This window comes from Flectobacillus roseus (genome assembly GCF_030056595.1).
Lineage (GTDB): Bacteria > Bacteroidota > Bacteroidia > Cytophagales > Spirosomataceae > Flectobacillus > Flectobacillus roseus.
In genome coordinates this window covers 200,266-213,649 of the sequence record NZ_JASHIF010000009.1, presented here as the reverse complement: position 1 = coordinate 213,649, position 13,384 = coordinate 200,266, and the positions used below count along the sequence as shown (strand labels likewise).

Annotated in this window: 9 protein-coding genes and 1 other RNA gene; 7 read left to right on the top strand and 3 right to left on the bottom strand. The window is 37.4% G+C overall.

The window, feature by feature from the left end; genetic code table 11:
* Window positions 1-63 precede the first annotated feature (63 nt).
* Window positions 64-558 (bottom strand): GNAT family N-acetyltransferase, encoded by a 495-nt coding sequence (locus QM524_RS11850; protein WP_283344761.1) that lies wholly within the window; start codon window positions 556-558, stop codon window positions 64-66.
* Between the two features lie 70 nt (window positions 559-628).
* Between QM524_RS11850 and QM524_RS11845 the strand changes: the two genes are divergently transcribed.
* Entirely contained in the window at window positions 629-1,240 is a 612-nt protein-coding gene (locus QM524_RS11845) for a hypothetical protein (RefSeq protein WP_095162483.1), read from the top strand.
* 66 nt (window positions 1,241-1,306) lie between these two features.
* Here QM524_RS11845 and QM524_RS11840 read toward each other — a convergent pair whose 3' ends face one another.
* Complete coding sequence (locus QM524_RS11840; RefSeq protein ID WP_283344760.1) at window positions 1,307-1,948, bottom strand: hypothetical protein; 642 nt, start codon at window positions 1,946-1,948, stop codon at window positions 1,307-1,309.
* Between the two features lie 159 nt (window positions 1,949-2,107).
* Here QM524_RS11840 and QM524_RS11835 point away from each other — a divergent pair, with 159 nt between their 5' ends.
* The 5 genes from QM524_RS11835 (at window position 2,108) to QM524_RS11815 (ending at window position 8,053) form a co-directional block, all read left to right on the top strand.
* Window positions 2,108-2,620, top strand: a complete 513-nt coding sequence (locus QM524_RS11835; RefSeq protein ID WP_095162487.1) for a metallophosphoesterase family protein — start codon at window positions 2,108-2,110, stop codon at window positions 2,618-2,620.
* 247 nt (window positions 2,621-2,867) lie between these two features.
* Window positions 2,868-3,239 carry a co-chaperone GroES gene (locus tag QM524_RS11830; protein WP_095162490.1) on the top strand — a complete coding sequence of 124 codons (372 nt, stop codon included), beginning with the start codon at window positions 2,868-2,870 and terminating at the stop codon, window positions 3,237-3,239.
* An 867-nt stretch (window positions 3,240-4,106) separates the two neighbouring features.
* Window positions 4,107-6,170 carry a TonB-dependent receptor family protein gene (locus QM524_RS11825; protein WP_283344759.1) on the top strand — a complete coding sequence of 688 codons (2,064 nt, stop codon included), beginning with the start codon at window positions 4,107-4,109 and terminating at the stop codon, window positions 6,168-6,170.
* Window positions 6,171-6,363: 193 nt separating this feature from the next.
* Window positions 6,364-6,762: a transfer-messenger RNA gene (gene ssrA, locus QM524_RS11820) on the top strand.
* Between the two features lie 88 nt (window positions 6,763-6,850).
* Complete coding sequence (locus QM524_RS11815) at window positions 6,851-8,053, top strand: tyrosine-type recombinase/integrase (RefSeq protein WP_283344758.1); 1,203 nt, start codon at window positions 6,851-6,853, stop codon at window positions 8,051-8,053.
* A gap of 2 nt (window positions 8,054-8,055) precedes the next feature.
* Here the strand turns inward: QM524_RS11815 and QM524_RS11810 are convergent, their stop codons facing one another.
* Window positions 8,056-11,937, bottom strand: a complete 3,882-nt coding sequence (locus tag QM524_RS11810; protein WP_283344757.1) for a phage tail tape measure protein — start codon at window positions 11,935-11,937, stop codon at window positions 8,056-8,058.
* Window positions 11,938-12,075: 138 nt separating this feature from the next.
* Between QM524_RS11810 and QM524_RS11805 the strand changes: the two genes are divergently transcribed.
* On the top strand, window positions 12,076-13,377 hold the full coding sequence (locus QM524_RS11805) for a hypothetical protein (protein ID WP_283344756.1): 1,302 nt from the start codon (window positions 12,076-12,078) through the stop codon (window positions 13,375-13,377).
* The last annotated feature ends 7 nt before the right edge of the window (window positions 13,378-13,384 follow it).

Sequence of the window (13,384 nt, the reverse complement as noted above, 5' to 3'; positions counted from 1 at the left end):
GCAAAATAACAATAGCGCTTTATTTTTGTTTGTTATGAATAGATAAGCATTAAAGCTATTGGGCTAACTCTCAAGTTTGGATTGAAAATAGTCCTCTAAGTTTAATTCAAAGTATAAAACATTGTCTAACGGATTGTAGACATAAGGTGCTGTTTCGACAAATTTCATCGAACGATACAGTCTGATGGCGTCTGTTAGCGTGGTGAGGGTATCTAATTTCATGGTCGAATACCCTGCTTTGTAAGCAAATGAGACTAATTCGTGGGCTAATTTTTTTCCATATTTTAAACCACGAAAATCAGGACGAATATATAGTCTTTTCATTTCACAAACTCCCTGACCTATAGGCTTCAGTGCTACACAACCTGAAGGATGTTGTTCATGATACAATATAATTATGCAACCCATCGGTGGAGCGTAGACTTTTGAGAGCGTTTGAAGTTCTTGCTCAAAATTTTGGAAACATAGATCTATTCCTAGTTCACGCGAGTATTCTTCAAATAACTCCTGAACTACAGCAAGCTCCTGATTTGAATAGTTTACATAATGAAATTGCATAAAATAAACAAAGTATTTAATTTTTTGATGAAGAAAACCACAGCATACTGCGATTAATATATTTTTGAATATGAAATTACAAGAAATTTTAGGAAAAGTCGTATCCGACAATGCAATTCATGCTCGTTTTTTGAATACTTTGTCGTTGATGGAAAACACTGGTGCTAGAAAAATTTCAGCATCTGAACACAAAAGAAAAGTTTCTTATATTGTGTTAAAACACGCCGCTGAGGAGGCTCGTCACGCTTTTTATCTAAAGAAACAAATTCAGAAAGTTGCCCAAATTGACGATTATGCAACTTATGATGATGAGTTCTTGATAGCTCCTTTTGCTAGTTATGCTTATCTGAATCTCCTTGATTTACAGGTTTGTAAATACCTAAAAGCTACTTTGCAATTATCAGGGGTTGAACTCAAATATGCGGCTTATTTATTGGTGACTTATGCTATCGAAGTTCGTGCCGATGAATTATATCCAGTTTACCAAGAAGTACTAGACCAAGCCAAGTCAAAAGTCAATATGAAATCTATTATTGTGGAGGAAGAGGGACATTTGGCGGAAATGATTACTCAATTAAAAGAGTTTTCAAGTAATTGGGAAGATCACGCTTCAGTAGCTTGTCAATTAGAGACCAAGTTGTTCAATGAGTGGATTGAGTCAGTAGGACAGTCTATCAACTAAGTTGTTGTTGATACAAGGCAATAGGTAAATAGTCTAATATTGCCTTGTATCTATCATACAAAATTCTTAATTATCTGATACATACATCAAAAATCCCATAAGCCTATCAAATTTTTGAAGTTCTTCTTCAGGAGCTACTGAAAAAATAAGACCTCGTTGATGCTTTTCGAATAAATCCTTAAAGTTATCGTCATTTACCAATTTCGCTACGATTAATCCTTTGAATCGTCTATGTGATTGATTATAAACATATTTACAGGAAATCTTTGGTGTCGCATTAAACATATGATTTATGGCTTCAAGCGATGAATGGGTTTCTAAAAACTCAAAGCCATGTGTTAGCATAAAACTTCGTACTTCTTCACAAACATCATCCAAATCCGAATCAGTTTGAATTTTGTACCGAAAGTTTTTGGAGTCGTTGAATTTTCCGATAGAAATCACGAAGGTGTTGGCATCTCCCCAGTAATCACGCGAGTTACCAAGGTATTGTTGAGCAATTTGCTCAATCTTTTCATTTCGGCAACCGATATTTACATCCAGCAAAATTTCGTTCTCGTATGAAGTGCAGGTAAAAATAACGTTCAGAAATCCTGAGCTTGTAATTTTTCTATACTGCTTTTTATCTACCATCAATAGGTAATCATGCTCAAAGAAAAACTGGTTGAGTTTTTCATATAACTGTATTTCAAATGCTTGAGTGCTCATATTGGGATTTACAGAATGTTAGGAAGTCTTCAAATCTGAAGAGAGATTGCTTACCTGCCAATTTTGTTTCTCTAGTCAATGAATGTAATTCGGTATTATATGCTTAAATGTATAAAATAATCACAAAAAGTACTAACAAAAATACGACCGAGTGATCATATGAAAAAAGTATTAATTATATCAGATACACATAGTTATCTTGATCCAAGGTTGATGGAACACGTAGAATGGTGCGATCAAATTTGGCATGGTGGTGATTGGGGTGATGTAGCGGTATCCGATACCTTGACAGCACTTAAGCCAGTTTTTGGGGTGTATGGTAATATTGATGGCACACCCATTCGTCAGACTTATCCATTAATAAACCATTTTTATTGCGAAGAAGTTTTAGTAGGTATGACACATATTGCTGGTGCTCCTTCCAAATACAAACCAGATGCACTGAAATGTTTTGAACTAAAGTTGCCAGAAATATTTGTTTGCGGGCATTCTCACATTCTTCAAGTTAAAAGAGATTTGAATAGAAAAGGTATGTTGTTTATTAATCCAGGTGCCGCAGGGCAGCATGGTTTTCACCCTGTTCAGACAGCAGTTCGTCTAAAAATTGATGGTAAGCGTATTTTTGATGTAGAGGTCATAAATATGCCAAGAACTAAAACGAGAGTCAGTTAAATATTAGTGCAAAATAAAATGGTATCAATACATTATGAGCTGTAAACCGTTGGAGTTACGCAAAAAAGCTTCTTTGAACTGGGAATATTTTTGCCAAAAGCCCATTGCTGAAAGCCAAAAGTTCAATGTTGGAATTTAATTTTGCCTACTAACTGAGTTTTCTCTAAATCTATATTAATTTTTTGAGTAAAATATTGTTTAATTTTGCACAGAAACAAATTTTCCTAAAATAGAAAGACTAAAAGAGATGATTACGACAATTGGTGGTATCAATACTTTGGATAAAGTGATTATGATGGGTGATAAAGTGTTAGTTCGCCCACAAGAAAGTAATGGTGTAACTCGTTCAGGCTTGTTTTTGCCTCCAACAGTTCAGGAAAAGGAGGAAATATTAAAAGGATATGTGATAAAAATTGGCCCAGGCTTTCCGATTCCTGCGGTTCAAGAAGATGAGCCTTGGAAAGATTCAGATCAAGTGCGTTATATTCCTCTTCAGGTAAAAGAAGGCGATCAAGCCTTATTTTTGAAGAGAAATGGCATTGAAGTAGAAGTAGATCATGAAAAATATATCATTATCTCTCAGTCGGCAATTTTGATGATTGTTCGTGAAGAATGGTAGTAAATATGCAGTTCGTAAATTATTTTAATAATTCGTGAGTTATCCTAAAATATTTTTCTAAACCAATATAAATCATAGTAATTTTGGGAAGAATTAATACAAAGTACCTCAATCTTATTCATTTGAATGAAAAGCTCCAATAACTTGAGCAAAAGGTAACACTTGGATATTTTCATTTCTTTTCTTCCATTTGGCATGAAGATTGTATTTTTAGAAACATAATCGCCTTGGAATAACATTGAGCCTTCAGTTATTCTAGTTTTTATTCCATCCTTTTGCCGCTACAAAAGCTTATGGAGTTGCTAGTAATTTTTTGTATTCGCCTAATATACAAAGAGTTTGTTAGCTAAAATTTCTTTGAAAAATCGCCTTTTAGAAAAGGTGCTTATGTGCTTTAAAGAAAACTTCAACTAATCTTAACTTTTGATATTGTACCCAAAATTATTTTGGATGTACAGCAATATACTTTTGTCTTTAATTCCTATTTCGCATGATTGCTGATAGGCTGATGATATTTGGTTTCTGTAAAGAAACCTACAGTCTATATTTTGGCGTCAGTCTGTTTTAATTGTGCTTTTGCATTGGCGGATGTATTAAGCATATAACAGTAAATTGAACCAATGTAGAACGGGTTTGAATTGGTGGGGTTTTGTAAACATTGGCGGATGTTTTGACTTTGAACCCCATCTTTCATCCTTAGGATATTAGAATGGAATATAAATTTTTTATTCACCCAAAGAATTTAATCCTTACTTCCTTAGTAAATACCTAATCAAATAATAAACCTCGAAGAGCTAAACTTTTCGGGGTTTTGTTTTTTTGATTGTACCTTTATGCTTTGAGTTACTGTAGTCTTAATGCAACCAAATGAATCCTTCTTTTTCACTCAAGCACATGAAATACGCCACTTTGCTATTTTTAATTCCTTTCAGTATTTGGGCCCAAAAACCATCTCAGGATTCTCTCAATATTGTAAAAGAATTAGCTCCTGTTACGGTACTTTCATCACGAATTCCTCAAAAAGAAAATCAACTGCCAGTATCAGTCACAACAATAGGAAAAGCTCGTTTGCAAATTGGTCAAACAAAACTATCTCTGTTCGATGCTTTGAATACCGTACCTGGAGTTTTTGCCATGAATTCGGAGAATTTTGCTCAAGACTTAAGAATATCCATAAGAGGATTTGGCGCTCGGGCTGCTTTTGGGATTCGCGGGCTGAAAATTGTTCTTGACGGCGTGCCAGAATCAACACCAGATGGAACCGCCAAATTGGGGAATATCGATGTGGGTTTGATTGAAAGAGTAGAGGTGCTAAAAGGAGCTACTGCTGGGATTTATGGAAATGCCTCTGGTGGAGTTATTTCATTAAATACCGAAAGTATGCCAAGTAAGCCATACGCCGAAATATCAAGCACATTTGGTAGCTATGGTTTAAAGCGCTATCAAGTAAAGTTTGGTTCTTCTTGGGGAGCATGGTCGGTATTGGGAAGTGTATCTCGTTTGGAAAGTACGGGGTATCGTCAAAAGAGTGCTTTAGAACGTAATTTATTGAACCTCAAGATAGGATTTCGTCCGTCTGAAAAAACAAAATTAAGTTTATTGTCTACTTATATTGATAGCCCCAAAGCCGAAGACCCTGGTGGATTGACTATTGAAGAGGTCAATAAAGACCGAACACAAGCCCGCAAAGCTAATGTAGATTATAATACAACAGAGTCCTTCAACCAGTTGAGAAATGCGTTAATTCTGGATCAAAAGTTAGGAGAAAAAAGTGCTGTCAATGCACGAGTTTTTTTGATAAATCGCGATTTTAATACCAATCAAGCTTTTGAAGCTAGTGGTCAAATAGCCTTTCAACGTGTATTTTGGGGAGGTGGACTAGCGTATCAGTTTGCTACCAAGGGATACAAATTGAGTACTGGTTTGGATTTGGAGAATCAAGCTGATAATCGTCAGCGATACGACAATAAATTAGGCGTACGAACAACTCTTCGTCTCGACCAAGACGAGAGCTTTGATAATACAGGAGCATATATTTTACAAGAATTTGCCCCAATATCAGCTTTGAGAGTAGTATTAAATACACGCTATGACTGGATTAAAATAGGTGTTTCTGATAAATTTTTATCCGATGGCAATCAGTCGGCTCAGAGAGATTTTCAACGATTTAGCCCTATGGTTGGCGTTTCATATAGTCTTTCTCCACGAAATACCTTGTACGCTAATTTCACGAGTAATTTCGAAACACCTTCTCTCAATGAGTTGACTAACAACCCCACAGGTCAAGGAGGCTTTAATCCAGACTTGAATCCCCAAAAATCGCAAAATTATGAATTGGGGTATAAAGCGTGGTTAGGTAATAAAACCAGAATTGACTTAAGCATTTTTCAGATCAATATTCAGGGTGAAATTGTCCCTTATCAATTACCTAATCAAGTTGGGCGTACTTTTTATAGAAATGCAGGGGAATCTGTCCGTAAAGGGATAGAATTGGGATTAAGCTATCAAATTATCCCAGCACTGACGACTTATCTCAATTTTACCTATTCAGATTTTGTGTACACAAGTTATAAAACCTTAGCAGGAGAATTTGCAGGAAATCGTTTGCCCGGAATTCCTAAAAATCAAGTGTATGGAGAATTAAGATATTTCCCTAAATCGGGTGTATTTGCGGTTGCTCAATTCCGAAGTATATCGTCGATGTATGCCAATGATGCCAATAGTGTTTCTGTTGATGGATACCAGACTTTAAATTTGCGAGCAGGTTGGCAAAATCACATAAAAGGGATTTTAATCGAACCATTTGTAGGCGTAAACAATCTTTTTGATACTGCTTATTTTGCCAATATCCAAATCAACGCAACTGCTAACAGATACTACGAGACAGCCGCGGGAAGGACGATTTATGCAGGCATAAAATTGGGAATATAATATGAATATTTTATGGAATCTGCTTTGAATAACAAGCAAAACAGCAAGTGTAAGATAATGTCTACTAGTGGATTAACATATTTGAAAATCTTATCAATCATTTGACTTAAAAGAGCAGTATTGGCATAATTGATTTGAATTTTAGAAATTGATGAAATATTGCTATATTTGCACTTTATTAAGACAAAATACTGGGGACGACCGGTATTGACAGCTTGTGTATTCTGATAGTAAGCACGTCGGGAGTAGGGTAGACCTCCTGTTAAAAATCAACTCAAACAATAACTGGCAATACTTCGTATGCCATGGCAGCTTAATTCCTAATTTAGGATAAGTCTTAGGTCGCTTTCAACTAGGTTGATGCTTCCTGCCACATCCCTCCATGCCAAACTCTGCCGTGTGGAATTGGGGTGACGACAAGCAGAGTCGGGTTTTACTGATGTCTCTGAGTAAAATTTAGTATACCGAGTCTAAGGAGTATTTTTGGTCCGGCTTGAACCAAAGTATTCCCGACAATTAATCAAGACTAAACGTGTAGAAAGCTATGAGTTTCCTTGTCTGGACGAGAGTTCGAATCTCTCCGTCTCCACTATTAAAAACCGCTTATACGGCCTGTATAAGCGGTTTTTTGCGTTTATACCCCTCGGAATGGCAAAAATTTGGCAGTAAACAGACAAAAAATGGCAGTAAAAGCATCAAAAGAGGAATACAAATACGAGTTTAGATTACCCCGTTTGAATGACTACAACGGGGATATTTCTAAGCCTTGGTTGATAACTTTCTATATCTGGAATATTGATTTAGCGAAGCTGGAAAGGAAACGTTTGACCTCTAAAGGAGCCACAGCACAAGAGCGTTATAAGGATTCTAGAAACCTTATTAAAGAGATAAGTACCTGGTTGAAGAATGGAGCCTATACCGTTGATAAGAAAAAGAAGGTTTTACCCGCAAGCCCTCAAGCTGAAGAAAAGAAAAGTACCGTCTTTGATTATGTTTCTTTGTTTCTCAAATTTACCCAAAATACCAAAAAGCGAAATACCCTACGGACTTATAAATCACATCTTAAACGCTACACGAATTTTCTGATTAAGTACTATCCAAATTTTAGAGAGGTTACGGAGTTTTCTAGTCAAATGGCTTTTGAGTTTTTTGACCACCTTCTGAAGACTAGGAGAGAAGGTGGTTTGGAGCTCTCGAATAAGACCACCAAGACAAGCATTGGAACGATGAGTATCTTCTTTAATTTTTTGATGCGTCGAAAAATTGTAAAAGAGAATCCCTTTACTGAAATGGAAAGCCTACCTATTGAAATTGGGAAACGTGTAGCATTTGCAGATACCGACAGAGCTTTAATTAAAACATATCTGACAGAAACTAATCCAAATCCTCAATTGTGGTTGTACTTGGCTATTATGTATTATACTTTCCTTCGCCCTGGGGAAGAGGTTCGTAATTTGAAAATCGGGGATATTGGAGAGCACTATATTAGAGTACGTTCAGATGACGCCAAAAATAGAAAAACTCAATATGTTCAGATATCGAGAGGGCTAGAAGAGTTGATACAAGAATACAAACTCCGAGATTATGATCCAGAGCTTTACATTTTTACTTTACAAGGTCGCCCAGGGTTGAAGTGTCCAGGGGATAGATGGTTTTATCTTCAGCATGCGAAAGTACTTGATGCGCTGAATTTGAAGAATAAAAATTACTCTCAATACTCGTGGAAAGATACTGGTGTAATTGCGCTCTATCGGGCTACCAAGGATATTAAACTGATTCAAAGAATGTGCCGTCATAGCTCACTTGAGCAAACTGATAAGTACTTGAAAAGTCTGGGAATGTTCCTTGAATCTGAGATTTTGGAATCATTCCCAGCATTATAGGATTACTTAAACTTACTAGCAATAACCGCCAAAGAGCTAAGGTTAGCCGTTCGGTCTGCTGTTTTGGCGGTGTTTGAATTAATACTATTCAATAATCGATTCATGTCACCTCGCATTCCTCTAAGCTCGGACAAAATCTCTCTTTCGGTTAGATTACTATCCTTGAGTTCTTGTACCGTGTTGGTAACTCCTGAAGCTATTTCCTTTTGAAGTTTGGTATTTTCGGCAATGGCTTGTTCTTGAGCTGTGGTGTCGCCCATGCCATTATTTGCCGCTGGACTATTGCCATCCCCTGCAGTAGTATTTGCTTCGGCTTGAACTGCATCACTTTGCTGTTTTTCTTCTTGTTGCTGTCTTTCAGCTTCTCGTTTTTCTCGGATACGGTCTTGTACACTTTCGTCAAGTGTACCTCCGTTGTCGAACATCAAACCACCATCTCTATAAATAGGGGCACCGTTTCGGTGTAGGGAGCTGTGCAAAAGCTTATCTACTACGGGTCTGTTGTTTTGGTAGGTGTTCCTTGACAAAATCATGATAGGCTCACCTCCCTCCATTTCTCCAATTTCTTGGCCAGTAGTACGGTCGATTAGTTGGATACCTGCATCTCCGTATTTATTGCCATGTCTAGAGCCTTGAGGCACACCAGCGTTTTTGATGACTGCTCCTTTTTGGGCAAAAGTTCTGGAGCTGATAGATGCCACTTGTACTGCTGTCATTACTCCAGCCGCTGCCGCTGCAATAAGACCAAAAGGCCAACCAAACATCGCTAGAGATTTTACTACTGCCAAAGCGCCATTAATCAGTGCCTGAGCAATATCCATTTTCTTTTGCTTTTCGAAGGCCTCTTTTCTTAGCTGTTGTTCTTTTGCAGCATATTGTTTGTTTAACTCGTCGGTTTTAGACTCATACTCATCTTTACTGATGAGTCCTTTACTGTACTTTTCCTCCCAAGCTTTAAGCTGTGTTTCTTTTTCTTTGTTGAGGTTATTTACATCTTGTTGTAAGCGCAAATCACTGAGTTTTTTCAAAAAGTCAAAACCCATATTGGCGTATTCTCCTACCTTATCGGTATGCTTTACAAAGTTTTTGGTTCTAGCATCTAGGTTTTTGGTATCAGCTCCGAGTTTGGCGGTTAGCCCAGCGATAAAACCATTGTAGTCGCCATCCATTAAAGCTTTGAGACCTGCATAAAACTTCTTATGATTTTCTTCTCTTAATTTGTTGTGGTCTTCTTGCTCCTTGGTTTTGGCTTGTTGATAATTGGCGATTGCCAGTGAACTTTCAGCCAAATATTTTTGGTCGAGGCTCATTTGGTCAGCTCGGTATCTTCTATGAATTTCGGTAGTATCTCGTCCAGAGGCTGCCGCTTTGGCAACTTCAGATTCATACGCTTCCTGAAGGGTTCTTTTTTCGGCTTGTAATTCAGCATCGAGTTTAGCCAAGGTTTCTCGCTTTTCGATATCAAGGCGCTGAAGCTTTAGCCTCTGAATTTCGTTTTGATTATTTCGAGCCGTGAGTAACTCAAACTCATTAATGGCTTTTTCGGCATCGAATGAGTTCTTTATTTTAGCTTGGCGTTTGGTATCCTGGTCTTTGGCGATTTCACTAGCTGCCTTTTTCTCATCGGCTACTTTTTCGTTTCGAGCTTTGGTTTCTAAAGCATCAATATCACGAATGAGTTTATCGTTGAGGGCTTTTTCCCATGCAGCTTTGGTAGTTTGGCTAGCCTTGGACTGGGCGATTTGTGCCAATTCTTGTTGGTGCTTAAACTTGAGCTGGGCTACTTCTCTAGCATTTTCGTCTTTGATACGCTCAATATCCATCTTTTTGATTTCATTGAGCGCTTGATTTTCTTCTTTTAATTGGTCCTCACGTTCTTTTTGTGCTTTTTCTTTGGCACGTTTTATTTCCTCCTGACGATGTTTAGCCGCTGCTATTTCCTTTTTTGAAAGGGTTTCTTTATGTTCCGAAACGTCATTTTCGGCAATAGTTTTAGCTGTTGCCTTGGATGCGTTGGCTGTATTGTTGAGGTGTTTTTGATTATCCGCTTCATTCTGTTTTCGGAGCTCCGTCATTTTGGCATTATATCCTTCGTTAAAGCTATTCCCGATTTTTGTAGCGCCATTTTTGAATATATCGCTGAGCTTTGCAAAATCAAAAGTTGTAAACGCTCGGTAGGCGTCAGAAACTACAGTAATGAGGGTTTTGATAGTATTCCAAAGACCAGATACAGAGGCTTTGACTGTATCACTTTTTTGATACCAGGTTATTAAAGCACCCACTAAAATACTTATGGCTGCTATTACAGCACCGATAGGATTTGCTCTAAGAGCTGTATTCAATAAATTCTGTGCAATTACACCACCTTGAGTCGTTATAGTTCTTACTTTTTCAGCGGCTGTATGGAGCAAACTAGAGCCAGTTGCTAAGATTAAGTGACCATTGAATGCTAGAATAGCAGCTCCCAATGCAATTACCATTTCTTTGTTATCTCTGATAAATGCAGGTGTGGCTCTAACAATATTTACAAACGAGATGAAGCTAGCAGTTACTTTAACTAAGATTGGTTCAAGACCTGACCCAATTTCTGTTTTAAGTGTTGAAACGGTCGAGCTTGCTTGTTTGGTTTGAAAATCAAGGGTATTCGTATTTTTAGCGGCTTGAGAATAAGCCTCAGAAGTACCAGTAAGTTTCTTGGTTAATTCAGTGATTTCTTTACCATGTGTAATGATATGTTGTGCAGCCACTACGTTTTCTTTACCGAAAAGCTTGGCAATTTCAGCCGTTGAAAGTTGCTTATTACCCAAGTTTTCAATGGCTTTGTCCAGACCTACTACCTGTGGATTGGTTTCTTTAGCACCTGCGGATAGGGTTAGCAATACATTTTTTAGCTGATTACCAGCCTCGCCACCTTTAAGGGCAATCGTACTGAGGGATTGTAAAATGGCATTGGTTTGCTCGAAACTAACTTTTGAAGCCGAGGCCACAGTACCGGAATTTTTGAGAGCGGCTGCCATTTCGTTGATTTCGGCTGAACCTTCTTTGGCACCTGCTGCCATTACGTTAATGAAACGACTGGCTGAGCTGGCTGGTTCGCCGAACTGGTTTAAGCTACTGGCAAGGGCATCGGTTGCAGGACCCAGCTCCATTTTACTAGCTTGGGCTAATTTTATAGCCTCGTTGGTGGTAGAGGCAAGTAGTTCTTTTTGGTCAAGTAATTCTGGCTTTGCCGAAGCCATCATTTTGTAGGCTTCTAACATTTCGTTTCCCATCATGCCAAACTGTGGAGCAGTCTCTTTGGCAGTATCGGTTAAATATTTTAGGTCGTCACCTGTGGCTCCAGTAACGGCAGATAAATCAGCCGCTGCACTTTGGAAAACCTTAAATTCTCTAACACTGTCTGATACGAAATCATAAACGGCTTTTCCTGCTTCAAAAACCGAAACCACAGAAAAGGCACGAGTAAAGTCCTCCTTGAATTGTTCCCAAATACCTTTTTGCTTTTCGGGTTCGTTGCCAAGGCTACGCATATCGTCACGTACGCCTTGTAGAATGGGATTGATTTCAGATAGCCTTTGAGCCGCAGCATTATATTCTTCAGAGCCGACAACACTGTCCTTCATTACTCTAACCATGTCACGCTGAAGGTCGGTGAGCTGTTTAACGGTTAGCTCGCTAAGGTCCATTTGGTGCCGAGCTGTTTCTACGGCACTGGCCAGCTCACGGACAACAGCCTTTTGGTCTGCCCATTCTTTGGTTCCTTTTTCAAGGCCAGCAAGTTTGTCTTTGGCTTCTACGAGTTGAGCTTCTACTAGGGAGAGTTCGCTAAGGAAGGGGCGCCCATCCAGGCGAAAAACTACGGTACTTTCTTCTACAAGATTCATTGGTATAGAATAGTTTTATTATTCTATACCAAGTTGAAAATTTAGTAAAAGACATAATAGGAAAAAAGTTTTGATTTAAGTTGTGGGAATGTAGTGACAAGTATGTATATTCTAGTGTACAATTAACTCCTATTGTTTATGACTGACACTTACCAAAGAATTAAGAGATCTTTTGATGAAATCAAAATTGGAATTAGCGCAAATTCAACTCGCGAAATGAATTCTTCCATAAATACCATTTTCTCAAATACACTACCTTTCATTACAATTAAGGAAATTTTTGAAAAAATGGATGAATTGGAAAAGATGATCGAAAATCTAGAAAATAACTCTGAAACCATTCAAATTCTTGAGAAGGTTTATAATAAACTAGTTACCTTTTCAACAATATCAATCACATATTGGATTAATGACCCATTATTCAATGGAGGGTATCCTTTAAATCATTTTCTCAACTATCTTGGACAAATAGAAAATATACTTCTAAGAATTCAGATTAATAGAATTCTTACTTTCCCTAACGCATTGAGTTACCAAGCTGAATTTCAAAATTTTCAAAACATTTATAATGAAGTTTTATCTCATCAACAATTAATTACAGATGCAAGTAATACTTTATTTGATTTTAATCAGTGGCGAAATGATTTAGATTTTAACATGAGTATAATTTCAAGTGGTGTAGAAAATTCGAGAAAGGAAACTGAATCAATCAATAAATTATTGTCAAATGCAAATGGTTATATAGCTTCAATGAACAGACTTGAAATTGAAGCAAAAGGAATATTAAAGTCATGCAATGATGCCTTTAGCGCATCTACAACCGTAGGTCTAGCAAAATCATTTTCAGACAAAGCCGCTCAACTTCAATGGATTATGCTCGGTTGGGTCATTTTGCTGTTTGGAGCATTATATGTGGGTATAAACTTTGGAACCACTAGGTTGGATACATTAATTAATGAATTGGATGTTGTAACCAAAGTATCAAAATCTATACCTACTGAAACTATTACAATAAATTGGTCTGTGGTTTTAATTAAATTAATTCTTGTAATTATTTCATTTGGTGGGACAATTTGGGCAGCATGGTTAGCGACTAAACAGATTGGAATGTACTTCAGGCTATCAGAAGATTACGGATATAAGTCGGCACTTGCAAAAGCATACAGCGGTTATAAATCAGAAGCTGGAAGGATTGATGAAACTCTATACAACAAACTATTTAGCATAGCCCTAGACCGGCTGGATGAATCTCCTATTAGACTTGTAGATAATAAAGAGGATAAAAACACACCAATTCAAGAGTTTCTAGAAAGTAAGATGTTTTCTAAAATCATTGAGGTTGCACCTCAATTAAAGGACGACCTAGTTGCACTACTAAAGTCTTACGGGAAAAAAGATGTTGAAAAGAAATCAGAGGTAAAGGAAGTGAAAAAAGATTAAAGAGATT

Excerpts from the sequence above, each read along its gene's own strand:
- QM524_RS11850 (WP_283344761.1), bottom strand. The coding sequence starts at position 558 with ATGCAATTTCATTATGTAAACTATTCAAATCAGGAGCTTGCTGTAGTT.
- QM524_RS11845 (WP_095162483.1), top strand. The coding sequence starts at position 629 with ATGAAATTACAAGAAATTTTAGGAAAAGTCGTATCCGACAATGCAATT.
- QM524_RS11840 (WP_283344760.1), bottom strand. The coding sequence starts at position 1,948 with ATGAGCACTCAAGCATTTGAAATACAGTTATATGAAAAACTCAACCAG.
- QM524_RS11835 (WP_095162487.1), top strand. The coding sequence starts at position 2,108 with ATGAAAAAAGTATTAATTATATCAGATACACATAGTTATCTTGATCCA.
- QM524_RS11830 (WP_095162490.1), top strand. The coding sequence starts at position 2,868 with ATGATTACGACAATTGGTGGTATCAATACTTTGGATAAAGTGATTATG.
- QM524_RS11825 (WP_283344759.1), top strand. The coding sequence starts at position 4,107 with ATGAATCCTTCTTTTTCACTCAAGCACATGAAATACGCCACTTTGCTA.
- QM524_RS11815 (WP_283344758.1), top strand. The coding sequence starts at position 6,851 with ATGGCAGTAAAAGCATCAAAAGAGGAATACAAATACGAGTTTAGATTA.
- QM524_RS11810 (WP_283344757.1), bottom strand. The coding sequence starts at position 11,937 with ATGAATCTTGTAGAAGAAAGTACCGTAGTTTTTCGCCTGGATGGGCGC.
- QM524_RS11805 (WP_283344756.1), top strand. The coding sequence starts at position 12,076 with ATGACTGACACTTACCAAAGAATTAAGAGATCTTTTGATGAAATCAAA.